General features: G+C 38.7%; 22 protein-coding genes and 3 pseudogenes. 16 read left to right on the forward strand and 9 right to left on the reverse strand.

The genetic code is table 11. The features are described 5' to 3' along the window. Positions 1 to 8: 8 nt before the first annotated feature. A complete protein-coding gene (locus tag K8B83_RS21305; protein WP_188735640.1) occupies positions 9 to 1,316 on the reverse strand; it encodes a hemolysin family protein in 1,308 nt (435 codons plus the stop codon). A gap of 67 nt (positions 1,317 to 1,383) precedes the next feature. Then, positions 1,384 to 1,782 carry a YkgJ family cysteine cluster protein gene (locus tag K8B83_RS21310; RefSeq protein WP_188736061.1) on the reverse strand — a complete coding sequence of 133 codons (399 nt, stop codon included), beginning with the start codon at positions 1,780 to 1,782 and terminating at the stop codon, positions 1,384 to 1,386. Positions 1,783 to 1,979: 197 nt separating this feature from the next. Between K8B83_RS21310 and K8B83_RS21315 the strand changes: the two are divergent. The 5 genes and pseudogenes from K8B83_RS21315 to K8B83_RS21335 all read left to right on the forward strand — a co-directional run. Then, positions 1,980 to 2,810, forward strand: a pseudogene (locus tag K8B83_RS21315) (YifB family Mg chelatase-like AAA ATPase); the annotation flags it as partial. Between the two features lie 171 nt (positions 2,811 to 2,981). Then, positions 2,982 to 4,502, forward strand: coding sequence for a site-specific integrase (locus K8B83_RS21320; RefSeq protein WP_223418806.1), 1,521 nt, complete (start codon positions 2,982 to 2,984; stop codon positions 4,500 to 4,502). Then, positions 4,499 to 6,418: a hypothetical protein gene (locus K8B83_RS21325; protein WP_223418808.1), complete on the forward strand. Its 1,920-nt coding sequence runs from the start codon at positions 4,499 to 4,501 to the stop codon at positions 6,416 to 6,418. Before K8B83_RS21320 ends, K8B83_RS21325 begins: the two co-directional genes overlap by 4 nt. After that, the gene (locus K8B83_RS21330) at positions 6,415 to 8,427 is read left to right on the forward strand and encodes a hypothetical protein (RefSeq protein ID WP_223418810.1); all 2,013 of its coding nucleotides are present in this window, start codon (positions 6,415 to 6,417) and stop codon (positions 8,425 to 8,427) included. The genes K8B83_RS21325 and K8B83_RS21330 overlap by 4 nt, the downstream gene beginning before the upstream one ends. Next, positions 8,424 to 8,810, forward strand: coding sequence for a hypothetical protein (locus K8B83_RS21335; RefSeq protein WP_223418812.1), 387 nt, complete (start codon positions 8,424 to 8,426; stop codon positions 8,808 to 8,810). Before K8B83_RS21330 ends, K8B83_RS21335 begins: the two co-directional genes overlap by 4 nt. Positions 8,811 to 9,454: 644 nt before the next feature. On the opposite strand, the pseudogene K8B83_RS21340 reads toward K8B83_RS21335, so the two are convergent. The 4 genes and pseudogenes from K8B83_RS21340 to K8B83_RS21355 form a co-directional block, all read right to left on the reverse strand. Further along, positions 9,455 to 9,982 (reverse strand): annotated as a pseudogene (locus K8B83_RS21340) (IS66 family transposase); the annotation flags it as partial. Next, positions 9,972 to 10,259 carry an IS66 family insertion sequence element accessory protein TnpB gene (locus K8B83_RS21345; protein WP_223418814.1) on the reverse strand — a complete coding sequence of 96 codons (288 nt, stop codon included), beginning with the start codon at positions 10,257 to 10,259 and terminating at the stop codon, positions 9,972 to 9,974. The gene K8B83_RS21345 and the pseudogene K8B83_RS21340, both read right to left, overlap by 11 nt. A 490-nt stretch (positions 10,260 to 10,749) precedes the next feature. Next, the gene (locus tag K8B83_RS21350; protein WP_223418816.1) at positions 10,750 to 12,183 is read right to left on the reverse strand and encodes a DEAD/DEAH box helicase; all 1,434 of its coding nucleotides are present in this window, start codon (positions 12,181 to 12,183) and stop codon (positions 10,750 to 10,752) included. After that, the gene (locus K8B83_RS21355; RefSeq protein WP_223418818.1) at positions 12,180 to 12,704 is read right to left on the reverse strand and encodes a hypothetical protein; all 525 of its coding nucleotides are present in this window, start codon (positions 12,702 to 12,704) and stop codon (positions 12,180 to 12,182) included. The genes K8B83_RS21350 and K8B83_RS21355 overlap by 4 nt, the downstream gene beginning before the upstream one ends. Positions 12,705 to 12,804: 100 nt before the next feature. Between K8B83_RS21355 and K8B83_RS21360 the strand changes: the two genes are divergently transcribed. Together K8B83_RS21360 and K8B83_RS21365 are read left to right on the forward strand one after the other, a co-directional pair. Then, on the forward strand, positions 12,805 to 13,041 hold the full coding sequence (locus K8B83_RS21360; protein ID WP_223418820.1) for a helix-turn-helix domain-containing protein: 237 nt from the start codon (positions 12,805 to 12,807) through the stop codon (positions 13,039 to 13,041). A gap of 755 nt (positions 13,042 to 13,796) precedes the next feature. Next, on the forward strand, positions 13,797 to 14,747 hold the full coding sequence (locus K8B83_RS21365; protein ID WP_223418822.1) for a hypothetical protein: 951 nt from the start codon (positions 13,797 to 13,799) through the stop codon (positions 14,745 to 14,747). Here K8B83_RS21365 and tnpC read toward each other — a convergent pair. From tnpC to tnpA, 3 genes and pseudogenes are all read right to left on the reverse strand, one after another. Continuing rightward, positions 14,662 to 15,834, reverse strand: a pseudogene (gene tnpC, locus K8B83_RS21370) (IS66 family transposase); the annotation flags it as partial. The gene K8B83_RS21365 and the pseudogene tnpC sit on opposite strands and share 86 nt — an antisense overlap. Positions 15,835 to 15,896: 62 nt before the next feature. Then, positions 15,897 to 16,247, reverse strand: a complete 351-nt coding sequence (tnpB, locus tag K8B83_RS21375; protein WP_223418823.1) for an IS66 family insertion sequence element accessory protein TnpB — start codon at positions 16,245 to 16,247, stop codon at positions 15,897 to 15,899. Beyond that, positions 16,244 to 16,555 (reverse strand): IS66 family insertion sequence element accessory protein TnpA, encoded by a 312-nt coding sequence (gene tnpA / locus K8B83_RS21380; RefSeq protein WP_223418825.1) that lies wholly within the window; start codon positions 16,553 to 16,555, stop codon positions 16,244 to 16,246. The genes tnpB and tnpA overlap by 4 nt, the downstream gene beginning before the upstream one ends. Positions 16,556 to 17,150: 595 nt before the next feature. Here tnpA and istA point away from each other — a divergent pair. The 9 genes from istA (at position 17,151) to K8B83_RS21425 (ending at position 25,801) form a co-directional block, all read left to right on the forward strand. Then, the gene (gene istA / locus K8B83_RS21385) at positions 17,151 to 18,695 is read left to right on the forward strand and encodes an IS21-like element ISShfr5 family transposase (RefSeq protein ID WP_223418788.1); all 1,545 of its coding nucleotides are present in this window, start codon (positions 17,151 to 17,153) and stop codon (positions 18,693 to 18,695) included. A gap of 28 nt (positions 18,696 to 18,723) precedes the next feature. After that, positions 18,724 to 19,482, forward strand: a complete 759-nt coding sequence (gene istB / locus K8B83_RS21390; RefSeq protein ID WP_011637026.1) for an IS21-like element ISShfr5 family helper ATPase IstB — start codon at positions 18,724 to 18,726, stop codon at positions 19,480 to 19,482. A gap of 222 nt (positions 19,483 to 19,704) precedes the next feature. After that, positions 19,705 to 20,697, forward strand: coding sequence for a helix-turn-helix domain-containing protein (locus tag K8B83_RS21395; RefSeq protein WP_223418827.1), 993 nt, complete (start codon positions 19,705 to 19,707; stop codon positions 20,695 to 20,697). 133 nt (positions 20,698 to 20,830) lie between these two features. Next, a complete protein-coding gene (locus tag K8B83_RS21400; protein ID WP_223418829.1) occupies positions 20,831 to 22,441 on the forward strand; it encodes a GMC family oxidoreductase in 1,611 nt (536 codons plus the stop codon). A gap of 158 nt (positions 22,442 to 22,599) precedes the next feature. Beyond that, positions 22,600 to 23,817 (forward strand): alkane 1-monooxygenase, encoded by a 1,218-nt coding sequence (locus K8B83_RS21405; protein ID WP_223418831.1) that lies wholly within the window; start codon positions 22,600 to 22,602, stop codon positions 23,815 to 23,817. A gap of 53 nt (positions 23,818 to 23,870) precedes the next feature. Next, positions 23,871 to 24,224, forward strand: coding sequence for a hypothetical protein (locus tag K8B83_RS21410; protein ID WP_223418832.1), 354 nt, complete (start codon positions 23,871 to 23,873; stop codon positions 24,222 to 24,224). 22 nt (positions 24,225 to 24,246) lie between these two features. Further along, entirely contained in the window at positions 24,247 to 24,420 is a 174-nt protein-coding gene (locus tag K8B83_RS21415; protein ID WP_223418834.1) for a rubredoxin, read from the forward strand. Between the two features lie 10 nt (positions 24,421 to 24,430). Further along, positions 24,431 to 24,607: a rubredoxin gene (locus K8B83_RS21420; protein WP_223418836.1), complete on the forward strand. Its 177-nt coding sequence runs from the start codon at positions 24,431 to 24,433 to the stop codon at positions 24,605 to 24,607. An 18-nt stretch (positions 24,608 to 24,625) separates the two neighbouring features. After that, positions 24,626 to 25,801 carry an NAD(P)/FAD-dependent oxidoreductase gene (locus K8B83_RS21425; RefSeq protein ID WP_223418838.1) on the forward strand — a complete coding sequence of 392 codons (1,176 nt, stop codon included), beginning with the start codon at positions 24,626 to 24,628 and terminating at the stop codon, positions 25,799 to 25,801. Positions 25,802 to 26,379: the final 578 nt, after the last annotated feature.

Here is a 26,379-nt window from a genome sequence, read left to right on the forward strand (position 1 = left end):
TTCAAGGCTTATGGCATAGGTGGAGCATCATTTTCTAAACGCGTCACCAACAATTGGTCGACTTTGTACGAGTCGATGTCGACCACCTCAAATTTATAACCCGCATAATTGACAAAGTCAGTGCGCTTCGGAATTTTGCGCAACATATACATCATAAAACCGGCAATCGTTTCGTAATTTTGGTTATGTGGAAACTCTTCAATCTGAAACGCTCGCATCACATCGGTAATAGGAGTCACCCCATCAACCAGCCAAGAATTGCCATCACGGGCAACAATTTGCTCTTCACTTTCATGTAATGACCAGGCGCCCATTACTGCACTTTGCAAATCGTTAGTGGTCACAATCCCCACCACTAATGCGTATTCATTCATAACCACAGCAAAGTCGGCACGATTATTTTTAAAATACTCCATCGACTCAGACAGGGTTAAGGTGTCAGGAATAATTAAGCAGTTGTGCACTAATGTACTGCCTTTAAGGGTAATTTTTTCTCCATTGATTACCCGAATAAGCAACTCTTTTGCATCAACAAAACCTTTGATCATATCTAACTGACCATCACACACTAAAAACTTATTGTGCGGGTTTTTAGCTATTTTTTGCTTAATGTCTTCTTCGGTGTCTTGCAGCAGAAAATACACCAAGCTTTCACGTGCTGTCATGGCCGAAGTGACAGACACCGACTGCATTTCAAACACGTTTTCCATCATTTGTTGCTCACCTTTATCCATTACACCGGCTTCTGTTCCGGCGGTCATCATGGCGTAAATATCATCGTGAGTAACTTGATCGTTGCGCGCTGTAGGCACCTGCAACAGTTTAAAAATCGCATTGGCCAGACCGTTAAAAATCCACACAAAAGGTTTTAAAACCGTAATACAAAACGCAATCGGCATCACAAAGGTAACAGCCACTTGCTCAGGGATCACCATCGCAATACGCTTTGGCATAAGATCGGCAAATAAAATAAATAACGATGTCACAGTCACAAACGAGCACATAAAGCTCAGTTGCAAGCCCCACTCATCACCTAATAACGGTAATAACAATTGCTCAAAATACGGGCGAAATGCCGACTCACCCACAATACCGCCCATAATGGCAACCGCATTTAAACCAATTTGCACCACAGTAAAAAAGCTCCCTGGATGCGCTTGTAATTTTAGGACTTTTTGCGCTCGGATATCACCTTCATCCGCCATGGTTTGCAGGCGTATTTTACGTGAGGCGGCTAAGGCAATTTCAGACATAGAAAAAAAGCAACTTATGCCTATCAGGCACAATATAATTAAGAAACTATCAGTAATAGTCATATATTCTCTTTATCCTAGGCACAAGGCACTTAGGCATAATGGGGTAGCGGTTATCGCGTTTAACACGTTAATTTTGTTTTACAACAAAAGGACAAAAATTCGGTTTGGGGCCAATTCGAGGATGATTTCGACAGGTCTCAGGGCGTTGATGGTAAATAGTGCAACGTCGGCTATGTCTATCAAGATAAAGACAATCATCATTGGCCATTCGGGCTAAGGTAAAAATAGCGGTTTTATGAGAAAAGTGCGCCACTATTTTAGCTTTTTGTAATCTTTTGGCGATAGCCTTAAGATCACCTTCTGCTTCAAATGGGTCAACCAACCCCATCCTAATCAAATCGTTAACGGTCACCTCGACCGGTAACGTGCAGCAGGTTGCTCGACAAGTATCGCAAAGATTTTTTCGATATGCTGTCCAAGTTGATAAATCATCAATATTAAAATGATTCCCCTTAGAAAACTTCACGCCGCTTTCTCCACATAAAAATAGCGCGCGTATTCTACTCAAAACACGGCAATATAACCAAGGTTTAGTTAACACAATTGAACAAATTTTGATTCATTATACCGAGCGATCCACCATAAAATCAGCAAAAAACCTCAACGCTGCTAGACTGTATTCATCCCTTCATTTGTATATTATTCAAACAAAAGGATTTGTTAATGGCAATAGCCTGTGTTTTTACTCGAGCAAGTTGTGGTGTTGAGGCACCTAAAGTCACCGTAGAAGTTCATTTAAGCAATGGTTTACCTGCTTTTAATTTAGTGGGGTTACCCGAAGCTTCAGTAAAAGAAGCCAAAGAGCGAGTCAGAAGCGCATTAATCAATGCGGGTTTTGAATTTCCCCAACGACGCATTACCGTCAACTTAGCGCCAGCTGATCTCCCAAAACAAGGAGGGCGCTATGACCTGCCGATTGCTGTCGGGATTTTAGCGGCATCCAATCAAATACCGAACAAAGCGCTTAACCAATGTGAATTTGTCGGAGAGTTAGCGCTCTCAGGCCAAGTCAGACCGTGTACCGGGCTATTACCAGCCATAATTGCTGCTCGTAACGACCAACATCATTTTTTTATGCCTATCGACAATCGCCACGAAGCAGAATTAGTAGGGTACAACCACAGCTATTTTGTCGCGCATTTACAAAATCTCGCCGCATTTTTACATGGACAAGCGCAACTGCCTTTGCTCGACACCCAGCCCGAATGGATAGACGAATCGCCAGTTACTGACAATTTATTATGCATGAGTGATGTAATTGGCCAATATCAAGCAAAGCAAGGGCTAGAAATCGCTGCAGCAGGAAATCACAACCTACTTTTTCTTGGGCCACCTGGCACAGGGAAAAGCATGTTAGCTAACCGAATTATCCCGCTGCTGCCGGCATTGACGTACGATGAAGCCATTGAGGTTGCAGCTATTCATTCTGTTGCCGGTTTGCATATTAAACCGCAAAATTTTCTTAATCGCCCTTTTCGCTCACCACACCATACATATAAGTTAATATGAATATGGAGCATTCGATAAGATAAAAAATAATGGACAAGTATTTCCTTTAAAACTTTTTGATGCACAACCTCCGCATGTACAAAAAATAGACAAAAACGATTTCAGCTGTTACATTATTGTGAAATTTAAATTGGGGAACTATTTACGTGAGAATCCATGGATTTAAATAAATTGTATGAATTACATTTAGCAGGAGAAAAGCCGAGATTGGTAGTCATACCAACTTTTAGGTTCTATCGTCCTGTACTCACAACAAGACTTATTGAAAGTTGTGATGTAATTAAGAAACTGTCATATAAGAAAAAACAAGGCAGTTTAAACACCGAAGTTTTCGCTTGCCAAAAAAAACAAAACCATACTAAATTTAATCATCTACCTATTATTCTCTTGCATGACTCAAGCCCTTGGGAAGAAGCTAATTGTTATCTTATGAGCTTAATAGAGAATACTCACAAGTTTGAGGCTTTACCTTCATACCAGCAACTCTATAGGAAAGCTCTATCTATCAAGGGTTTTTCAGAGTTCATCGTTGCAGAGAAGATTAATTTCAAAGAATGTAAATCGAGAGCAAAAAGCCCTTTACGTAGATATAGATTCATGCTGAATGAAAAGATGAAAATAAGAGAAATTTCAGCAAATACTATAAAGGTAACAATGTTGAATCTAGTTTCATTTTATCGCTATTTAATCAAAACAGAAAAAATTAAATTTCAATACCCTCCTTGGGATGAGAAGGAGAGGTATATTCAATATAGGGGACAGTCTGGTAACTATATAAATCATAGAGTAATTAGTTCTGATGTATCTCAAGTTCATGGTATTAAACACGCAAATATAAAAAATGCAGCTTTTGAAGGAAAAATTATCGACGGCGGAACTCTTCGCCCCTTAAGTATAGATGAGCAAAAAACTCTAATTTTTACACTTAAAGAAGTCGGTTCAATTGAAATGACACTTGTGCACCTTCACGGTCTTATAACTGGGGCACGAAAACAAACAATCCTAACTTATCGAAGACATCAATTTCTCAAGGAGCCCGAAGTTAATAGTAACGGTATGGTCTGCCTTTACGCTGGGCCACATCCTGGGAAAGGTATCCTTGCCGATTGCAAAGATACTAGGAATGTTAATAAGTTAGAAAAGATTTGGATTCCATTATTACTATACAAAAAAACACAAATCTATCTTAATTCGGAAAGAGCTACCCGTCGTTTAGAGAAAGCTCAGAGCAAACGACCAATGCACGATATAAACGATCAATATTTATTTCTATCTCAACATGGTAACCCTTTATATATAGGAAAAAACGACCCTTATATAGGCACATTCAAGCAAAGGCCAAATGGACAGGCATTAGAAACCTTTATTCATGACAGGCTAATTCCAGCCTTACGAAGAAATGGCTTTGTTAACCATTATAAATTTCACGATACTCGAGCCACGGCAGGAATGAACCTTGTTAGATTCGGTTTTAAACTTTTTGAAAAAGAAAGTGGTGAATTAACAAAAAACCAAAATATTGAACTGATATTTCAATACGTTAAGAAACGATTAAATCATGCAAGTTTACATACAACCGAACAATATTTACATTTTGATGAAAAAGTAAACTTAGCAGAGGGTTTTCAAAACTCTTATGAACAACATCTAAAGTTACTCATGGAAGGTCTAGTTTGAATATAAAAAGCCCTTCTGACTGGGAGAAGTTAAATGTAAAATTAATTAATTTAGAAGAACTTCTTAAATATTATGAAGATGACGAGTCTCTTTCTCAAATAGAAAGTTTGGATGAAATTGTTTTACAATGCCATAGTAAAATTACATTTGCCGAAATAAGCTATGATAAATTAATCAAAAAACATACTGACAACACTACTATATTAGTTAAAAAAAATAGTAGAACATCTAATTATCAAGAATTTGTAAAAACAGTCTTAATAATTATTTCAATTAAATATCAATCAGGAATAAACTCTCAAACTCTATACTATTTATGTAGAGAGATGTTTCATTACATTATCTGGTTAAATAAAGATTCAACTCCTAAAAACCCTACCTCAGCAAAAGAATCTTTAGTTCGTTATATAAACTATCTCCAACACAATATTAACATCTATGATAAATTGAGAAAAATTGGACTATCTACTATTTCTGCTCGCAATAAGCAAAATGCAGCAATTGATTTTTCAACTTTACTTTTTAACAATAAAGTTGACACTTCATTTTATACTTCAGGAGTAAAACTAATAAGTGAAAATTCACTTCAAGCAGAAAGCAACCAACCTTTAAGTGATGATGAACTAGCAAAACAATTTACTTTTTACACACAAGTTTTTCGACGTTTAACAGATATTATAATTGAACATCAAATTTTACCTCAAAAGCTAAAAACTGTTAACGAAACAATCTTCATTTCTCCTACAACTAAACATATATTTAACCCTCAAAAAAATAAAAGTTCTTACATAAATACCTTTAACTATCAAACATGTGCCACCTACTCAGCCGAAGAGCTCATGGAGTTGTACAACATAAGTAAGCTAAAAGCTCAAAGAACTCTATACAAAAGAAATATTACTCATGCTAATGCCAACACTCCTTTTTCAACTAATAGAAGAATACTAATTGGATATGCACTTAAAGCTTACTTTATGCACTTTTTAATTATAACGGGAATGAATGATACTACTGCAGCGAACTTAAAGTTTGAAGGGGATTACGAAATTAAAAAAGTTTCAATAAACTTTAAAACTATAAAATGGAGAGCTGGAGGAAAGGAAGTAAAATTTAAATTACAAACAGAATTTATTCCTGATTTTATTAAGTACCTACAACTGAGAAAATACCTAATTGATAACTATCCTAACGGTAAAGCAAGTCTAACCAACTTATTAATCGGAACAGTGTACAAAGAGATAAACACCTTTCCTCTTTTTGGCGGTGCTTCATACAAATGTCGACAATCTTTTATTAAGGCTTTTGGAAAAGCCTATGGAATTGGCTCCTCTGGAGAGTTACGTGTAACAAAAGGAATCTGGATTAGAAAAAAACATGGGCATTTAGCTTCTGCATGGGTTTTACAGCATAGCCTTGAAAGAAATCTTCGAAATTACTCTGGCAGAGATGAAGAAACGAGTCTGAATGAAATGACCAATTTTTATACTAATTTGTCACGAGTTTTACGAGAAAAAGAAATAAAAATTAATACCGAAGTTGGTGGTTGCCTTGAACCTTATAAACCTGAAGCAATAACGAAGTCTCCAGTCAAATTAGATTGCTCAACAAATGAGGGGTGCTTGCATTGCAAAAACTATCGGATTCACGGAGATGAGCAAGATATACATAAACTACTTTCTTTGAAATATGTCATTCTAGAAAGCAAAGATAACGCAGCAAACATTCAGCATTTCGAGAAGGTTTATGGAAGCACAATTAAGATAATTGACTCTTTAATTAGTGACATTAAAAAGCAAAAAAATGATAATTATCAGATCATTAATACCATTTCCGAACGAGTATTTAAACATGGCTTACTTACCAATTATTGGCAGCGTAAACTAGAAATTTATATTCAGCTTGGTGTAATAAAATGAAAAAAGAACCTAAAACAAATGAGAAATTTATCGTTAATTCTTTCAGATCTGATATGTATACGTACCACTCAGGAAAACCTAAGCCTCCAGAAAAAAACTTTGTCATTTCACGTGACTTAAATGGAGAAACAGTTAATGTTTATGGTGATTATCTATATGATCTCTCACTATATTCCAGACGAGAGAAGTCCAATAAAATTAACTTTAACTTAATTCCTTCCATAATCAGAGATGAAGCAAAATGGTTATGGTTTCTGGTATATTTTCACGGTAAAGGACGAAATAAAAATTCTCTTTCCGTTTCAACATTACTCAGGGTCTTTGATTCCTTTATCCGCCCCTTATCCTCACATGCAATAGCAAACGAATTAACACTCACAGAAATACTAAGTAATGAAAAAAATCTCACTATCTATATTCATAATCATCAAAAAGAACACTATCAGAAAGGAGCCCAAACCTTTCTTAGCCTTTATCTAAGATTAGGTAAAGGTATAACTGGATTTAATGTTGCATACACTAATACATTATCTAACTTCGTTAGTAAGTCAGTCAGCGCCTTAAGGTATCAAAGAAAACAAGTTGCTGTTATACCTCCAAGAATATACAAGATAAAGCATCAACAATTATGGCAAATAGTTGAAGACGTTGAACCTCACTTAGTTGGGTTAGAGAAACTCATTTGTAAGCTAATTGACGAAACAACAATAAGAGTATTTAAAAAGGAGAATGCTGGTCGTAGTACTACTTCTTTACAAGCCCGAGAAGTAGATTTAAAAGTATGGATTTCAGAATTTAATTTAGAAAATTACGCAGAAAAACAGCAGTGGGGAAATTGTCGAAGAACAATCCCGAGCCGTTTGACTGATATACAGAGAGCCTGCAAAGAGCTCATTCATTTCTATACTGGAATGAGAAGTAATGAAGTACTACAACTGAACTACCATTGCTTAAACTTGGACAAATCCCAAAACCGCCCTAGAGCAAGAATTATAGGGAATACGAGTAAATATACAGGTAGCAATAAACATGTAAAATGGGTTACTAGCTCGGAAATTGAAAGAGTTATTAAAATATTGCAGGCTATTTCTCGCCCCATAGGTAAAAAGCTAGGGCTGAGTTTTAAACATGATGCAACTTACCCTTGCCCCCTATTCCTTAGTCCAATTTACTTAACTAGATTTAAAGCAACAACTAAAAATCACCCTCGAGGTAAACGCCCAGATATATTTAACTTAAATATTCAAAATAACCCTTGTTACAATCGAGATATCTTTATCATCACCGAGGAAGATCTTACTTTCCTTGAAAGAATAGACCCAGAAAGAAATTGGAGAGATATAAATGATAACTTTTGTGTTTCTCAGGAATGGCACTTTACTTCTCACCAATATAGACGCTCATTGGCCGTATACGCAGCTCAAAGTGGATTAGTATCAATGGGCTCTCTTCAGCAACAGCTAAAGCATTTACTCAAAGAGGTTACCTTTTACTATGCTAATGGTGCAGAAAACTCTTCAGGACTATTTAGCCTTGGTGATAAACATATTGCAAAAGTATACGCACTTAATAAGCCTCTTGCCGATTTTACTGCTCAAGCAATCAATATTTTATTCGACAAAGAACCACTACTTGGGCCTCTCGGGTTATCTCTTGATAAAAAAGGAGAAAAAGGACATACAAAAGAAGAACAAAACTCTATTTTATTAGAGAATAGAGCGCAAACAATGAAGAAATTTAAAACAGGACAACTAGCATATAAAGAGACTGCATTAGGTGGTTGTGCATCAACCCACCCTTGTGACTCCTTTCTAACACGCAGTTTCATATCCTGCCTCACCTGTGAACAAGCAGCTATCAAACCTTCAAAATTGAAAGAGGGGATTAGTATTTTACAAAGGGAGGCGGCGGAATTAAATCCAAACTCTATAGAATACTATTCAGAAAAAGCTGATTTAGATGCATTACTTAAATTTGCCCAAAAAAATAATGTGAGGTTAACCAAATGAGCGCATTAGATAACTATTATTCAGCACTAGAAAGGCTAATAAACAATAAACCAAATGTTTTGAAAAATGGAGAATACAAAATCACTCAAAACTCGGTATGTTTAGAAGCTGGTGTAGGAATAGGAGCAATTAAACCGTCAAGAGGAAAGCATTATCAAACGCTAATTAACGAAATAAAAAAATCTGCAAAAAAATATTCCCCTCCAATGAGCAGAATTCAAAAACTGGAGCAACAACTTAAGAATAAAAAAGAAAAATTAATCATGAGTGAGGCTCTTTATCATCAGGTGCTAAACAGAGAATTAATGTTAATTCAAAGAGTAAAAGAACTTGAATCTCGCCTTTCAGAATTAATTCCAGAAGTAGTAAAACCTATCAGGTAATTTGAACCACGAAAAAAGTTACTTTATATTAAGGTAGAATATCTTTGACATCGCACTCTAGCGCTTCAGACAGTTTGTATATCTTTTCGAATGTAGTGGTTTAGCAAAATTGGCCACTACTTTGTCGTCAATTGATGTGTTTGGCATAGAATACGTTATCAGAAAGTTCAGCTGTACTTGTTCATCGTAACTCGGAATTGTCCAGAAATGAGTTTTGCTGCTGTGATGAGTGGTGTAAAAGGTAGCAAGGTTTGATTGGATATAGAAATTGAAGCCATACTTAAAACCATTCACCTTGATTTTGTAACTTTATCAAGTTTAAGCTAGACAACTAAAGCTCATTTAAAGGGTTTGTAACGTAAGTTATATGTTGCTTTTTATCCTCTAAAGAACGTAAAAATACAGATTCTGATTCAGATTCGTTAAAATGGTGATTTAGTCCAGCGGTATTGTCCAAGTGTATTATCAGCTGCTTAATGACCTCTTTATTCTTTCAGGTACTCGCATTACCGTTGTTTTTTCATATTTAGTTTTTCTACCCGCTCCTTGACGATACCCACCGTGGTTTTTTACTTCTGGCATGTTTATCACCTCATAGGTTTAAGTGTAAGTTGACTTTATTGTAAACGTCTGGGCAACTACACCTACCTTTTAAAATTCCAGGGTAACAGGCTGTCTATATCCGGTACTGGTTGGCACAGTTCATTAAGGCAAGCCATGATGTAATCAAATGGCACTAAGCCATTAACCTTTGCGGTTTCTACAATGCTGTAAAGCGTGGCACTGGCATGAGCCCCGTTGGCCGTGTGGCTAAATAACCAATTTTTGCGGCCAATCACAAACGGTTTTACCGCTCGCTCTGCACGATTATTATCAATACTCAATCTGCCATCATCAACATAACGAATAAGTTTGTGCCATTGATTAGCCAGGTAATTAGCTGCCTCTATCAGTTTGGTATTACCCACTAAATTCGGTTGGTTTTGCTCAAGCCAATTTTTTAGCTTGTCCAGTATAGGCACACTAACTGCTTGTCTTGTTCTGTATTTATCATCCGCACTTTTATCTTTAACGCGTGACTCAACGCCGTACAGTTTTTGGATAAGGCTCAATACCACATCCGCTTTGCCGGTTTTATTTTTACCTTGCAGCTTTTTGGCTTCAATAAATTTGGGTGAGTTGGCCGGTGCGGGTATCAAACTGCAGTGTATTTTGATGAGTGTACTCGCAGACGTCAGTGGTGGTTTGTTTTAGTTGAATAAAGCGTGATGATGTAGCGCGCTTTGGTAAGGTTGTTTTTTGCTGGTTCTCAGCCTGTAAAGCACGTTGTTTATAATAAGTGGTAATCGAGACATTATGATGTTGGCAGAATTCAACATTAGTGCCTTTGAAATTGCTACGCTGCTGAAGTAACCCTAGCCACTGTGTCGCAGTTCTATATGTTTTCATCACCTGCTCCAAATTTATCATTGAGCAAGTATTTTCAGATAGTCAGATTAATGATGCGAGGTGTGGTTCGCTAGACGGTTACACTTTATTTGATAAAGTTACAGAATCAAAATAAGAGCACCGTCATTGTTAATCTAGTCTATATCGAAACTCAATATTACTCACCATGTTGTTAGCCTTTCGTTGTTGGTACGTTTGTCCAAAAGTTTGTTCGTAGCCTAGTTTTTTAGAGGCAAAAGAGAAACTCTGTCAAAAATTGTAAATTGACACACTCTGCTATTAAAATGGTGACACCATTAATTATGGTTTCCTTATCAAAAGGCTGTTGAAAATAGATACTCCCTTTTCTGTACAGCCACCTAAAAATTTCAAAAATTATGGGTTCATTTGATTTAGCTGTTCAAGCCATTAATAATCTGACTAACTCAGGTGTATTACTGCCGACTTGCTCAATCTAGTCACAAATCTAAATAAACAATGACGGCTAATATCAACGTAATTCACTTAATCCCAATGCTATTGACTCTTGTCTAAATCGTCCGAAAACATTAACAACTTTGTCATATGAAGTTGCTAAAAAGTGTTCTTCAATGGTTTCACTCTTTCCGTTAAAGGTTGGATAATCAGTAAAGCTATCATCCTCAGGGAGTTTCAGTTCTAAACTAGGCCTAGTTTTCCCTCCCTTACCAAATGAAACCTCTGCCGCAGTTACATCATTAGAATGACTTTCATCACTTTCCTTCATATCTTCAAACTGAACCACATCAGCTTCAAAAGGCACATCTTGCTTAACACGATATGCAAATTCTAAAAGCTTTGGTTCTGCTGGCATGTACAAAATGGCTTCTTGATTCTTGGAGGTTGTCATTCTCAGTATTCGGCCCAAAATCTGCCTAAAATGCATTTCTGTTTTGATATTGGTTAGATGACAACAAACTTGTAAACGAGGGATATTCGTTCCTTCACTTATCATTCCAACTGAAATAATCCACTTAGTACTTGCTTGTCTAAATTGTTGAATGATAGAACTTGGTTCATTTTCTCGGTAAGTAACTACAACGGCTTCTTCATTAAAGTTAGCTTTCATTAACCTTGATATCAGTTGTGCATGCTCAATGGACGAGGCAACGATTAATGCTGCCGCGTCAGAGTTCTTTGTCCTTATTGCAGCTAGTTTTTTTTGGGCAGATGAAATGATGTAGTTAATGACCTTTTCGTTTTCAATAACCTCTTGATAGGAAACAATTGACTGAGATAGCAAAGCCCCAAAACTGGTATACGTTTTAGTATCATCGTGATCAATCACTGAAATATTATTATTATCAACGGCAATGATTTGTGGGACGCGGCAAACATCGTCTGTAATGGCCTCAGAAAGGCCATAAACGTAATCACATGATATTTTGTTGTCAGGATTTGTATATTTTGACAGAACGATAGGAGCAGCATCTGAGCGCCAAGGAGTTCCTGATAATGCTAATGTATACTTCGCTTTACCTTGAATGTTTAATATTATTTGCTCTCCCCACGCATTTGCATTTTCAATATTAGAGCCTGCACAGTGGTGGATTTCATCAAATATGACAAACACTCGATATCTAGTGAGTAGTTCCCAAAAGCTTCCATCAAGATGCAGTAAGCTTTGATAAGTCATAGAGTGCCCTTTAGCACCGAGCAAACCATCAAATCTGTGATTAATCCTTGATTGCAAGCTATGGCAGAAATCTTGGGACACAATCGAAGAAGGTGAAAAACAAATAACTAAATCAATCAGATTGCTATTTAATAAGTGATTGGCTAATTCTGAAGCCATCAAGGTTTTACCTGCTCCAGGAGTTGCTAAGGTTAAAAAGTGATTATTGCCGCTTAAGTACTGCTTTGATGCTTTATTGATACAACTTTTTTGCCATTGTCTCAGTTTCATATTTTCTCAAATGGTTTTTCTTGCTTAAGTAAACCTTCAATGGCCCTAATCTTCCCTAGTATCTTAGTGTTATTATCTCTGGCTAGATTGTATTGGGGCTGTATCGTGTCGACTAACTCAGGGAACTCTGAATAAAGCTCTTTGTATGCCTCAGATTCTCCAATATTCAATAACAATTCAGCTTTATAGTGATTCAACTTCCCAAGCAGTTGCTCTTGCTTGTTATCCCGCTTATTGATTAAAGCTGTTGATTCAGGTTTGGTCTTTAGTGCTATCGCTTCAATGTCAAAATCCACTGTTTTTTTAAAGCGAGTTAACCCTTTGGGTTTCGATATCACTTTTGTTAGCCAGCCCCTCCTAACCAGCTTTAAAAGTTCGGCATATATTTTTTTTCGAATAATGGAAGGATCTAAAGCGTCATCACCTTTTAATGCCAAATAGTCTGAACGGACATCATTCGTGCTGAAGTTGTCAAAATGCTTTTTCAGAATAATTTGAGCAACAAAAGGGTCCAATTTCAAAGTAAATCCTAATCAATTAAAAATTAATAATGGGTATTATAGGGCGTGGTGCTTGAGCGCTCAACATGAAAATCTAATCATTTACCTAAGGGAACATCGGGTGAGTGATTTAGTTAAGCAGTTTGGTGGCATGTTGCGCGAAAAACGTAAGGAGGCGGGCTACTCTCAAGAAGCATTTGCTGCGTATGTCGGTATCGAAAGAGGCAATTACGGCAAGATGGAGCGAGGCTTAGTTAATATAAAATTAGCAACATTATACAAATTAGCCAATGCATTAAATTGCGAGTTCGAAGAGATAATGCCGCCAAGAGAAAAGCATAAAATCAATTTAGATTAACCTAATAAGTTCTAGTATTACATTCGTGATCTTTTATATGAAAACCCTGAGCTTTTTAAGGGAGGGTTACACCCCTAATAAGTAATCAAAAATTTAGCGAATGGATCAAGATTTAAATTGGCAACTGGCAAAAGTTGCAGCATTTTACTCAAACCACATCACCTTGGTGGTTACTAGTTTTGATTTATCTAATGACTGCTAATTTTGTGAGTTCATATTAAAGTTTGATATTTTGGTACTTTTTGCAGGCAGAAACGGAGGAGAAGTAACACATTTCTGCCCCATTAATGTTTCGACATCGTTTGCTGGAAGATTCTAGGACATGATTGTTGACCACATTATAGTAATGCAACAAAGTGACTGGCGATTCAGTGGTGGTAAAGTAACTTAACTTTGAGTGTATTTAGGCTGATAGGGGAGATGATTCCTTGGGCGTTTGTTGGCTCCGTAGCCCTTATTTTTGTGCTTATTCGGTACGTAAGTATCCAACTGGTTCTATCAACCACAGCAGACAACGATGAGGAGGTGTCTATGGTAAAAACATTAAAAGCTCGTGCTCGTATTCTTTTAAGTTCAGTGTTCGAAACAACCTGGGCTATTGGAGTCGGCTACGCTGCTGGTCGCCTATCGACCTAAGTACATTAATTTAACAATCCGCAGCAGTCGCTCCCGTTGGTTGCAGGGACCGCCAAAACGCCGCGCTTATTTGTCGGCAACTGTGTGGGGCGTTATAAATCAAATGAGTTCGGAGAGTTATGAGTATCTCAACGTTAGAAATAAGTAAAACTGGAATGTATCACGGAGAGTTTACAGATCGTAAAAAAGAATTCTCAGAAGCATGTCAATGGTTATCAGAAGAGATAGGTTTTCCATATAAAAGTACTCGAATGGGCGACTACGAGCGGCAGCTAAAAACATTTGTAAACCCCGGAGCAAAAGCACCTACGGTACGAGACTTAATTGATGATTTCTATCATTTTATGCAAGCAGCGACCGAAGCGTGCCAGATCATCCGTTTGTGGAATACTTTTAAGGATGGTAAACACGAAGGCTTAAAAGTTCGTATTAAGCATGTCATGTCTGGTAAAAGCATACGTGCCGAAGCAATCAAAAAGAACAAAAAAGGACAAAATGATGACCCTGCACGAGATTTCGCATTTGAGCTAAACATTGCCTCTAGGTTTCTCAAAGGCGGCTATGAAGTCGACCTAACGGATGACTGCGATGTGGTTGTTACTATTGGTAAAGACAGATTATATGTAGAGTGCAAACGTATAAAATCTTTGAAAAAATTAGCATTTCGTATGAAAGAAGCATCAAATCAGATAGATACACGTATTGGTGCAAATCGTAAAAATAAGTATGGCTTGATAGCACTGGATGTGACTGATGTACTCTTGCCTGAGGGGACTGTTACAGCAACAAGCGATGTGCGTCTGTTTGACATGAAAATACAAAAAGAAATTACAGATTTCGCTAGAGAGCAGCAAGATGTATCAAACAAAAATGCAGGTCGTAATGTAGCAGGTATTCTATTTGAATTTAGTTCAAGCGCATTCTTTTTTCATGAGGAAAAGGAACCTGCTTTGGGTTTTGGACGCGCTGCATGTATGTATAGGTATCTAGCCAAGCCTTATACTCTTCGAGTAAGGGGCTTGCATGTTCTAGTCGATATGCTTGCTTTTCGGCTGGCGATTTGTCTTTAATCAAGGCCTCAATGCGGTAGAGTTTTTTGATGTGGCTAATCGCCCAAGTCGCTTTACCTGCTTTAGGCTTGCCTTTGCCTTGTGCAATGTCCGCCTCTTTGAATTTTCGGCGCGCATGCGCCCAACAACCTGCCAAGCTTGCTTGAGTTGATTCATAACCTTGATAGCCATCTACCTGCAAATAACCTGAGTGACCTTGCAAAAAATCAACGGCGCATTGGCTTGCGCGACTTTCATGGAAGTCGTACAGAACAATATTGGGGGTGTCTGTGTGATTACTGTCTGGTGAGTCTGTGCCCGTACAATATAACCACATATAGCATTTGGCTTTGTCCGACTCGATTACTTTGAGTGTCGTTTCATCTGCTTGGATTACTTTCTGCTGCAAGAGGTGTTGATGCAGCGTGTCATAAAGTGGTTTGAGTAAGCCTGCACATTTTATTAGCCAGTTCGACATCGTTTGTCGGCTCAGTGGAATACCGTATTCTTTAAACAGACTTTCTTGTCGGTAAAGCGGTAAGCCGTATTGATATTTACTCGTGATGATCTGACTTAACAAGCTCGCGGTTGCAAAACTCTTCGGGATTGGCGATACAGGGACTGGTGCTTGCTTGATTCCAACTTTTGTCGAACTTTTTTCGCAGTGACGACAGCTATATTTGGGTCGAACATGTTCAATAACTTTGATCTGTGCTGGGATAAACTCAAGCTGCTCACTCTTATCTTCACCCATGCGGTGTAAGTCGTTGCCGCAGTCATCACAGCTTTTATCTTCATCGGCTAGATCGTGAGTGATGACTTCGCGTGGCAGCTCTTTCGGTAAAGGCTTGCGAACAGGTTTCTTGCGTTCGTAAGTGATGGATTCTTTTTCAGCTTCAACAGGTTCCGTTTCAAGCTGATCTAAAAGTTGTTCAAGCTCATTAAATAACTCACCCTGACCAGGGTAGCCTTCGGTACTTTTACCAAACTGTTTATGCTGAGCTAAGCGGAACTTTTCTTCGAGGTAGGCGATCGTTGCACTTTGCTGTGCAATGATTTTTTTGAGTGATTCAAGGTCGTTAGGAAGCGAGTCTAAGTCTGTTTTCATGTCCGCTATTCTAACAAATAGCACGCTAACTTGCTGTTTTTGTTTAAGCTATTTTCTATATTTTATAGCGCTATAGTTTGATATTTGACCTCCTGGTGACCAATCACATCATAGCCGTCGAGCAGCCAGGCTAGTTGCTGTTCAGTCAGTTCCATACAATCTTCGTTCGCTCTGCTCGGCCACTTAAACTTGTCTTTCTCCAATCGTTTGTACCATAAAGCAAAGCCTGTTTTATCCCAATATAATATCTTCAGTTTGTCTTTAGCTTTGTTGCAGAAGATGAATAAAGCACCACTCATGACTGGTAGATCCATCTCTGATTCAATGATCACAGACAAACCATTAATCGATTTCCTGAAATCAACAAACTGCCGGTGAAGATAAATACGAGGAGGCGACACAAACACCTTCATGATAAGCCCTTTATCAGCCTGATTAAAAAGTCAGATGATATCGAGTCTGGGAAAGATAGCTCTCCGGCTTGCGTCATTAGTGTGATAGTTTGTGCACAGCGTGCGGTAATCTGAGTAACTTCTTCAGAAACCTTCCGAACAACCTTCGCTTCAACAAAGCTATTTTCCTTCGTACTTCGCTGTTTATTGAGATAAAACGAAGAGGGGCTGATTTTATGTATGGAGCAGAAGTCTGCCACCGTTAAGCCACTCTCTTGCTGATAGGCCAGCAGGTCTGGCCAGTTATGCTTAGCTCTCTTTTTAGTCATGCCCTAGTTCCTTTTGAATTTTGGAACTAGGGTAATTAAATGGTGACAGGCTTGTTAGGTGTGCTTGGCTGGACGCTTACAATCAGGATACCGCTGAATATTGTTCAAAAACGAATCTTCTCTAGCCACGATATATAGCTAGTTAGAGAAGTAAAATATACATTGTTTAGAACACCTAATATTTTTGCTTTTCGTGAGAAATATAGTTTAGCAAAATGAAGGTAGGCTTTTATAACAAAACATTGAATCTTATGGTTATTAATAATTAGTACCTCCAATTCAACTAGTTTTTAGGGTTGTGTTTGGTCTCGAAATTGAGTTATCGGAAAGAAACTAGTCTGTTTAAATAATACAATTGAACGAAGCATGTGCGACGAGTGCATATTCTCATGCATCGCGATCACCTAATACCATCTAAGCCGATCACCTAATACCATTCATCGCGATCACTCAATACCATCGATGCCGATCACTTTTCGGTCAAAATAGTATTGAGTGATCGGCTTGAATAGTACCGTTCGTTTTTTGTACTTTTTTGTCTGCCAGTAGGTGTTTTTAACCGTTATTCTTTTCATTTTTGATGATGAGAATGACCATGCCAACGGCACCTATTTCAATGCGTAAACTCAAAGAAATTTTAAGACTAAAATACGGCTGTAAACTCAGTCATCGTCAGATAGCAAAAAGCTTATCTGTTTCACCCTCAATCGTGTCTAAATATGCCTGTAAATCAGCAGAGCTAGACATTACTTGCTGGCCGCTTGATGAGAAGTGGGATGATAACGCTCTACAACAAGCGTTTTTCAAAACAAAGCCTCGTTTAAAAGGCTTTACCATTCCTGACTGGTCGTTAGTTCAACAAGAGCTTCGGCCTAAAACCATGACGTTGTTGCTGCTTTGGGAAGAATACAAAGAGCGGCACGCGGAAGGTTTTTACAGTTACACTCACTTCTGCCGTCAGTACAAGGCATGGCTTAAATGCCAAAAACCCTCGATGCGACAAAACCATAAAGCTGGTGAAAAACTGTTTGTGGATTACTGTGGCCCAACCATGAGTATTGTTGATAGAAGTACAGGCGAATGCCGTACTGCACAAGTGTTCGTCGCGGTCATGGGGGCATCAAATTATACCTATGCCGAAGCGACTTACAGCCAGAAACTTGAAGATTGGGTGATGAGTCATGCCCGTTGTTTTGAGTTTCTTGGTGGTGTTCCTGAGCAGATCATTCCTGACAACCTTAAAAGTGCCGTCACCAAACCCTGCCGATATGAGCCTGACTTAAACCCAACCTACCAACAACTAGCGACGCATTACGATACCGTCATTGTGCCTGCAAGACCCTATAAACCAAAGGATAAAGCCAAGGCTGAAGTGGGTGTACAAATTGTTGAACGTTGGATCATGGCACGTCTTCGTAATGAAACCTTCTTTAGCTTGCGTCAATTAAATCTAAAGATTCAAGAATTACTCATCGATTTAAATCAGCGACAAATGAAAAAACATCCTGGCTCACGATTAAGTCAATTTGAAGCCATTGATAAACCAGCGTTAAAACCATTGCCCATGCTGCCTTACAGCTACACCTTAGTGAAACAAGTGAGCGTACATATTGATTATCATATTGAGATTGAAAAGCACTATTACTCAGTGCCACATACCTTGATCAAGCAAAAACTTGAAGCACATGCCTCAGGAAAATTGGTGACACTCTACCATCAAGGCATACGAGTCGCTGTTCACCCCAGATCATACCGAGAAGGTGCGCATACAACACTTGAGCTACATATGCCTATCGCTCACCAAAAACAACAGCAATGGACACCGCAGCGATTTGAGCGCTGGGCAAGTCAGTTTGGTAAATCAACCGAGCAGTTTGTTATGCAATTGATGCAAGCTAAAAAGCATCCAGAGCAAAGCTACCGTGCTTGTATGGGGTTATTAAGCCTAGGTAAGAAGTTTACAGACCAACGTCTTGAAGCCGCCTGTCATCGCGCATTAGCCACAGGTGTTACTCGCGTAAAACAAGTGAAAACCATCTTAGAAAAAGGCTTGGATAAGCAACCCTTGCCACAAGCTCAGGGTGATTCGCTACAAGATATTGATCATAAAAATATCCGCGGCAATAACTATTACCATTAATAAAAACTAACCAATCAAAGGAAATCTTATGAAAAATATCAATCAACAAGTCAATAACCAGTTAAGTAACTTAAAGCTAAGCGGCATACGTGATGCGCTATTACAGCAACTTGAACAACCTAATCTATACGTAGAACAAAGCTTCGAAGAGCGGCTAAGTTTATTGCTTGAGCATGAAATAACGCAGCGTGACCAGCGTAAAATTGACCGCCTAACTCGACAAGCAAAGTTCAGAGTTGGCGGCACGCTTGCTCAACTCAACTATGGCGCAGCACGACAACTCGATAAAACTCAGATCCGTTCATTAGCACAAGGTGAATGGCTTCGCCTTCACCAAAATATTTTGATTACGGGAGCAACGGGGTGTGGAAAAACTTACCTCGCTTGCGCTCTTGGTCAAAACCACTGCCAACAAGGGAGTAGCGTTTATTATTTTAGGCTCAAGGAGCTATTAGAAAAGATGTTCTTAGCGCAAGCCGATGGTAGTTATCGAAAACTGATCAATAAGCTTAGCTCTGCTAATTTACTGATCTTAGATGATTGGGGATTAGAGCCATTAACGGCTCAACAACGTAGTGATTTATTGGAATTAATTGATGCAAGATATGATACAAAATCGACATTAATTGCCAGTCAATTACCGATCGAAAATTGGTATGAAATGATAGGAGAATCGACACATGCTGATGCGATTCTAGATCGACTTGTTCACGGAGCAATAAAGTTGGAATTAAAAGGCGAATCGATGCGAAAAAAACTAAATACCTTGACTGAAGCCGATCACTGAAGCTAGATTTTACGGAGGTCTACTGGCGAACAAAAAAGTGATCGGCTTGAATGGTATTGACCGATCGGCATCATGGTATTACGCAACGAGTAGTCATAAGGATAATCGGATCACACTTATGGGCTCTCGGAGTAAATAATCTACTCTTCCTATATTTAGCAATACATACAGGCCTATTATTGTATTATAAACAATTTTTTATAAAAAAAAGTAGCGGGCCTAATGTCATTTGAACTTTTAATCTCTACAACCTACTGGAATCATTTTTTACGCTATGCTGAAGAGCAGGGGGTGAATCTTGAGCAGTTTTGGGAAGGCGCCGGATTTGATAAAACACAACAGTATATTCCTTTATCACAATTAAAGGTGTTGGTTGGGCTGATGTTTGATCAAGGTATTCCACCCTGGGTGGGGCTGGAAGTGGCGGATAGTATTTTGGTGTCTAGTCACGGTCATTTGGGTTTTGGTCTCTCTCACGCAAAAGATTTAGAGCAGTGCCTTGATTTTGTTATTCAATATTATCAGACCCGCGCTCAGATCCTTGATCTACATGTAGAGAGGCAATCTGATTATGTTTATTTATCTGTCACCCCTTGTGGTGATTGGGCTCCCATCGAAATAGTATTATATGAAACGATTATAAGGCTGTTATTAAATATTATACGGTTTGCAGTGGGTGGTTTGGTGGATGAATGTTTAATTGAAATACCGTATGACGCGCCTGATTGGGTCTCTCTTTATGAGAAGGTATTAACCAAAAATTTAAAATTTAGATCGAGTGCAGCCAGAATTCGGATACCTCTAGAATGGTTATCTATTAAGTGTTTATCGGGAGATGCGAATACTCTAAGTATGGCAAAAGAGCAATGTGAAGTAGAGCTGGTGCGGTTAACGCTACATCGCTCAACCCAAGATAAAATTGAGAATTTAGTTGAGTCGGCCAAATATTATGACCTATCAATCGAAGCTGCTGCAAGCCAGCTTAATGTGTCAAAAAGCACATTGATACGGAGGTTACGCCAAGAAAATACTTCCTTTAAGCAAATCATTGAGGAGTTAAAAAAGCGATATGCAATTCGTTTATTAACTCAAACAGATCAAAAAATAGACGTTATTTCGATCCAACTTGGATATGAAGACGTGTCTAATTTTAGCCGTACCTTCAAACGTTGGTTCGGCTGTTCCCCCGGTGCTTACCGAGAACAGCATCAATAGTTACCTTCTTGCTTTAAAAGAAATGAGACACTAAATGACAAGTGCATGACACTAAAGGCCATGTTAGTCATCTATAGATAACGATACTGTCAACCTACTTAAACGAATGTAAAAAATAAGTAGAGGAGGTGACATGTCTGTCGCATCATTTGATTATATTATTGTAGGGGCTGGTTCTGCTGGAAGCGTTTTAGCGAATAGGCTGACTGAAAATAGCACTCACCAAGTACTGGTGTTAGAAGCGGGTCCTGAAGATAAAAGCCCCTTTATCAAAATTCCTGGTGCGTTTGCTTACTTCATGTACAGCAAAAAATATAACTGGCGGTATGAGTCTGAGCCAGTTCAGGATATTCGTCATGGCCAGCCTTTATTTTGCCCAAGAGGAAAAACGTTAGGCGGAAGTAGTGCGATTAATGCGATGGTTTATATTCGCGGTCATTCGTCGGATTATGACCACTGGGAGTCCCTTGGGAATAAAGGTTGGGGTTCTAAAAATATGCTTGAATTATTTAAGCAGTCTGAAGCCAATGAGCGTGGTGCAAATCAATACCATGGTGCGAATGGACTTTTATATGTTTCTAATACCCATAATACCTACCCGTTAAATAATTGTTTTATTGAGGGCGCGAAGCAGGCTGGTTACCCACTAACGGATGACTTTAATGGGGCTCAATTTGAAGGTGCTGGTTTTTATCAGTTTACGATAAAAGACGGAGAGCGTTGTGGTGTGACAAAAGCGTATCTTAACCCTGCTAGAGTGAGGTCTAACCTCACGGTTGAGTGTGAAGCATTTGTTGATCGAGTTGTCTTTGAAAATAATGTGGCGGTGGCGGTTGAATATACTCAAAATGGTGAAAAAATAACGGTAAGAGCCAAGAAAGAAATAATTCTATGCGGAGGTACTTATAATTCACCTCAAGTTTTAATGCTTTCTGGTATCGGTGCGAAACAGGAATTAGGTCATTATGGCATTCCAGTGATAAAAGACCTGCAAGGTGTTGGGAAAAACCTTCAAGAGCATGTCGATGCCTGTGTTCTGGTTGAAAGTAAAAAGAAAGATGGTTTTTCAACAGCGCCTTCCTCATTGCTTAAAATGTTGCCTGACACATTTAAATATATTACGTCAAAAAAAGGTAACCTCGCTAATTCTATTACACAAGCGGGGGCTTTCTTAAAGTCTAACCCCGATGTAGTAGTGCCAGACATTCAGATGCACTTTGTTCCCTTATTATTTGATGACTGCGGACGTGACCTTAAGCTACTTTCTGGGCATGGGTACTCTTTGCATGTTTGTGTGTTACGGCCAAAGAGCCGAGGTTCTGTAGCACTTAAGTCAGCGAATCCACGTGATGCGATAAAAATCAATTTCAATTTTTTCTCAGAAAAAGAAGATGCCAAAGTTTTGGTTGATGGTATTCGAGCGGTAAGAAAAATCCTAAATACATCAGCATTCTCTGAACATCGTGGGAAAGAAATTCACCCTGGTAAAGACGTAACTTCAGACGAGGAAATACTCCAGAAGTGCAAAGACCGGCTTGGTTTGGTGTATCACCCTGTTGGTACCTGCAAGATGGGCAGCGATGAATGTTCAGTTGTTGATGATCAACTTCGCGTACATGGTGTTAAGAATCTTCGAGTCGTCGATGCCTCAATTATGCCAACGCTTGTGAGTGGTAATACGAATGCACCAACCATTGCGATAGCAGAAAAAGCCGCCGTGATGATTATGAGTTCCTCAAAATAACTAATTTAAAGTATTTAGTCTAAAGCAACCACTTATTCAATTAGACATGACACTAAATGACTATGACATGAAACTAATAGCCATGTTTAGTTTAGGCGGCTGACGATAAAATTACTTAAATTAATAACGATAATGACAATCTTAATTGGAGATTTAAAATGGCAAGTAATATTGAGCCGAATGTGTTGGCCGCAGCTAGATCTATGGACCCATCTAAGTTTTCAACCTGGGTGGCCACTAAAAAATACTGGTACGTACTGTCTTTTATTATTCCTATATTGCCTATGTTAACGGGCTATTATGCAATAGAAACAGGTAATGGTATTTGGTTATGGACAACAGTCGCTTTCTTTTATGGTGGCATCACGGTGTTAGATAAATATTTTGGTGATGATGATGCAAATCCTAGTGAAGAGGTGGTTGAAGAAATAAAAAATGAATCATATTACAAGCAAGTTCTCTTTGTTGCAGTGCCGATGCTTTGGCTATCGATGATTGTAATGGCTTATGTGGTTTCACAATATGAATGGTCATGGTTGAGTATTTTAGGTGGTTCATTAAGTGCCGGGCTCATGGGTGCGATAGGCGTAAACTTAGGACATGAGTTAGGTCATAAAGTGAATGATAAAGGCCAGCAAATTGCTGCAAAATTTGCTCTAGCGGTGAGCGGGTACGGGCATTTTGTGATCGAACATAACAAAGGGCACCATAAGGATGTTGCAACACCAGAAGACCCAGCGTCATCTAGGATGGGTGAATCAATATATAAATTTGTTAAGCGTGAAATACCGGGTGCATTTAGACGAGCGTGGGGGCTAGAAGCTTCTAGGCTACAACGTCTTGGTAAGTCAGAATGGTCAATGAGTAACGAGATTATTCAACCAGCGTTAGTGACTGTGAGTGCTTATACTTTATTGCTTGCTTACTTTGGACCGGTGATGATTCCCTTCTTATTTATTGTCGCAGGATTTGGATACTGGAATTTAACGTGTGCAAATTATATCGAACATTATGGTTTATTAAGACTAAAAGAAAAGAATGGTCGATACGAACGCTGTAAGCCTCATCATTCTTGGAATAGTAACCATAAAGTATCTAATTTGGCCTTAGTGCATTTACAGCGTCATTCTGACCATCATGCTCATCCAACTCGTGCTTACCAAGTTCTGCGTGACTACGATAATGTGCCTAAGCTTCAGGCTGGTTATCCATGGATGTTTGTCTTGGCAATGTTTCCACCTGTTTGGTTCGCAATTATGAACCCTAGAGTTGCTGAATGGGCAAAAGGTGATATGAATAAAGTGAATGTAGATCCAGATGTTAAAGATGAAGTGTTCACGCGTTATCACAAAGTAGATCAAAAAGAAGCGGCTTAGAGCGTTTTATAATGCCGGACCCTATTCTGGCAGAACCAAAAAAAGAGGTGGATATGCAAGTAACAGCATTAATAATATTTATCGTGGTCGCGATGGTGGGCTCTGCAATGTTAATGCGAAAGCGGAAGGGATTACGTATCCCACCGTTTATTATTCGGTCACATGGTGTATTTGCGATCTTGGGTGTGTTGTTACTTTTGATAGGTGTGTTTGAAAGCTGGTTAGGTGGTGTTGATAACAGCTGGACTTGGGTTTCTGCCGCCTTATTAAGTGGTGTTGTGGCGGGAGGGTATTTGTTATTTGGAAAGCTATTGAAAGGCCGCCGCAAACCGATTTCTATTTTATATTTACACGGTATTTTTGCCTGTATTTCAATTAGCACTCTGTTGTATGCATTGGCGGTATAAAAATTAATGATTGGAGAAAGAAATGGCTAAGTTTGAATGTCCTGATTGTGGGTATATTTACGATGAAACTTTAGGTGCTGAGCATGAAGGTTACCCTGCTGGTACTCAGTGGAAAGATTTACCTGATGACTTTCCATGCCCAGACTGTTTTGTGAGAGAGAAACCAGATTTTGTAAAACTTGAAGATAAAAAGTGAGGGTTGGAAAATGACTGAACAAGTTTACCGTAAATATTGCTGTATCACCTGTGACCTAATTTATGATGAGGCACTTGGTTTTCCAGAAGAAGGTTTTCCACCCGGAACCCGCTTTGAGGACATTCCTGACGATTGGACTTGTCCAGATTGCTCAGCATCAAAGTCAGATTTCTATCTAGTCGATTAGTATTTATGGGGAGGTAACATGAAGCCAATTATCATTATTGGGTCTGGTCATGCGGGTATTACGCTCGCTAGAGAAATCAGAGCTAAAGACAATAATGCATCAGTTATTGTGGTTACGCAGGAAAATGGAGACTTGTATTACAAGCCTAATCTGTCGAAAGCTTTATCGATGGGAAAAAGTATTGACGCGCTTATTATGAAAACACGCGATGTACTTCAGAGTGACTTTAATATCATTATTAGGTCAGAAACGCTGGTGACTGACGTTGATACAAGCCAACAAACAATTACGGTGACTAATGAGGGAGAGAGTGAGAGATTAGCTTATGCCTCATTAGTTTTTGCCACAGGCGCGTCTCCGATAAACCTAGGGTTAACATCAAGTGCTTCAGATAAAGTTGTGTCGATTAACAATTTTGAAGATTATCGATCATTCATCTCAAATCTAAAAAAAGAAACACGCATATTAATTGTTGGTGCAGGTTATGTTGGCTGTGAGTTTGCGAGTGATTTATCAAAGGTTGGGCATAAAATAGACGTTGTTGACCTTTCCATGTGGCCCTTGCAGCGCATTTTGCCACAATCACTTGGGTCAAAAATTGTTGAAGCTTTTCCTGAAGACTTAGTGAGTTGGCATTTTGGCACTGGCATAGCGAGTTTAACAGAATCAAGTGATGGGGTTTGTGCTCAGCTCAACAGCGGAACAACGATAACCGCTGATATCGTGTTATCAGCGGTAGGGTTATCGCCAAATAAAAGTTTAGCTGAAAAATCAGGCATCAAAGTTCATAACGGTATTGTGGTTGACCAATACCTTAAAACGAGCGCTGAAAATGTCTATGCTTTGGGTGATTGTGCTGAATATTATGGTTGTGTTTTACCCTTTATAGCGCCCGCGACAGCCGCAGCAAAATCATTGGCTCAAACACTTACGGGAGAAATAAAGAAATTAATACTACCTCCGCAAGCCGTCGCTGTGAAATTAGCTTATTGTCCTCTTGTAATTTGTCCACCTCGAAACATTAACGGTGCTAAAATTGTTGGGACATGGCAAGTAGAGGGTCGTGGTGCAGATTTATCTGCTGTATTTTATGGTCAAAACGGTGTGTCGCTCGGTTTTGCTTTATTAGGAAAAGCGACCTCTCAGAAAAATGACTTATTAAAATTCTTAAATGAGGCGCCCATTACTTCTTGATTTAGTCAAGAAGCGTGCTTGCTTAACCACAAAAATCTAAACTTCTTAGTATACTAAATAGTTGGGACTATTTACTCAATAATTTAATGTTTAAATTATGTTAAATTTGGGAACTTATACAAACTTTATTTATGGGTCGCGTTAACAAATCGAGATATTTTTAATAAAAATGACGGCTTGATATCTATAATACTAAGGGCTTGCTAGAAGGTATACATAAATATAATAGTTCGCTTTAGGTTGATAGCCAGTGCTTTACCAACATCAAGAAAGCATTCGCTTTTGCTCAAGAGCCAGCATTCACTCAAAATCGATATTGGCTGTTTTATCCTTATTGAAGCTAACCTTTCGAGTGGCAGCTTTGCGGACTTGCAAGACTAGAGTTGCTTTCAAATTCCAAACTTAATTTAATAAACTTGAACGCTCTCTTCTGGCACGCGCATGCCGTAAAGCTGCCTCTCGCTTAGTTAACTCAAATTAGATAATTTAGGTCAAGAATAGTCTGACTGGGTTTATTCAAATATTTTTTAATGGGAGGTTATGAGCATTGTGTTAAATGGATCGATGATCCATTTAAC

This window comes from Shewanella inventionis (genome assembly GCF_019931735.1).
Classification (GTDB): Bacteria; Pseudomonadota; Gammaproteobacteria; order Enterobacterales; family Shewanellaceae; genus Shewanella; species Shewanella inventionis.

What these genes read in the sequence shown, in the direction of transcription:
- K8B83_RS21305 (WP_188735640.1), bottom strand. Translation starts at nt 1,316, where the DNA reads ATGACTATTACTGATAGTTTCTTAATTATATTGTGCCTGATAGGCATA.
- K8B83_RS21320 (WP_223418806.1), top strand. Translation starts at nt 2,982, where the DNA reads ATGGATTTAAATAAATTGTATGAATTACATTTAGCAGGAGAAAAGCCG.
- K8B83_RS21330 (WP_223418810.1), top strand. Translation starts at nt 6,415, where the DNA reads ATGAAAAAAGAACCTAAAACAAATGAGAAATTTATCGTTAATTCTTTC.
- K8B83_RS21335 (WP_223418812.1), top strand. Translation starts at nt 8,424, where the DNA reads ATGAGCGCATTAGATAACTATTATTCAGCACTAGAAAGGCTAATAAAC.
- K8B83_RS21345 (WP_223418814.1), bottom strand. Translation starts at nt 10,259, where the DNA reads ATGAAAACATATAGAACTGCGACACAGTGGCTAGGGTTACTTCAGCAG.
- K8B83_RS21350 (WP_223418816.1), bottom strand. Translation starts at nt 12,183, where the DNA reads ATGAAACTGAGACAATGGCAAAAAAGTTGTATCAATAAAGCATCAAAG.
- K8B83_RS21365 (WP_223418822.1), top strand. Translation starts at nt 13,797, where the DNA reads ATGAGTATCTCAACGTTAGAAATAAGTAAAACTGGAATGTATCACGGA.
- tnpB (WP_223418823.1), bottom strand. Translation starts at nt 16,247, where the DNA reads ATGAAGGTGTTTGTGTCGCCTCCTCGTATTTATCTTCACCGGCAGTTT.
- tnpA (WP_223418825.1), bottom strand. Translation starts at nt 16,555, where the DNA reads ATGACTAAAAAGAGAGCTAAGCATAACTGGCCAGACCTGCTGGCCTAT.
- istA (WP_223418788.1), top strand. Translation starts at nt 17,151, where the DNA reads ATGCCAACGGCACCTATTTCAATGCGTAAACTCAAAGAAATTTTAAGA.
- istB (WP_011637026.1), top strand. Translation starts at nt 18,724, where the DNA reads ATGAAAAATATCAATCAACAAGTCAATAACCAGTTAAGTAACTTAAAG.
- K8B83_RS21395 (WP_223418827.1), top strand. Translation starts at nt 19,705, where the DNA reads ATGTCATTTGAACTTTTAATCTCTACAACCTACTGGAATCATTTTTTA.
- K8B83_RS21400 (WP_223418829.1), top strand. Translation starts at nt 20,831, where the DNA reads ATGTCTGTCGCATCATTTGATTATATTATTGTAGGGGCTGGTTCTGCT.
- K8B83_RS21405 (WP_223418831.1), top strand. Translation starts at nt 22,600, where the DNA reads ATGGCAAGTAATATTGAGCCGAATGTGTTGGCCGCAGCTAGATCTATG.
- K8B83_RS21410 (WP_223418832.1), top strand. Translation starts at nt 23,871, where the DNA reads ATGCAAGTAACAGCATTAATAATATTTATCGTGGTCGCGATGGTGGGC.
- K8B83_RS21415 (WP_223418834.1), top strand. Translation starts at nt 24,247, where the DNA reads ATGGCTAAGTTTGAATGTCCTGATTGTGGGTATATTTACGATGAAACT.
- K8B83_RS21420 (WP_223418836.1), top strand. Translation starts at nt 24,431, where the DNA reads ATGACTGAACAAGTTTACCGTAAATATTGCTGTATCACCTGTGACCTA.
- K8B83_RS21425 (WP_223418838.1), top strand. Translation starts at nt 24,626, where the DNA reads ATGAAGCCAATTATCATTATTGGGTCTGGTCATGCGGGTATTACGCTC.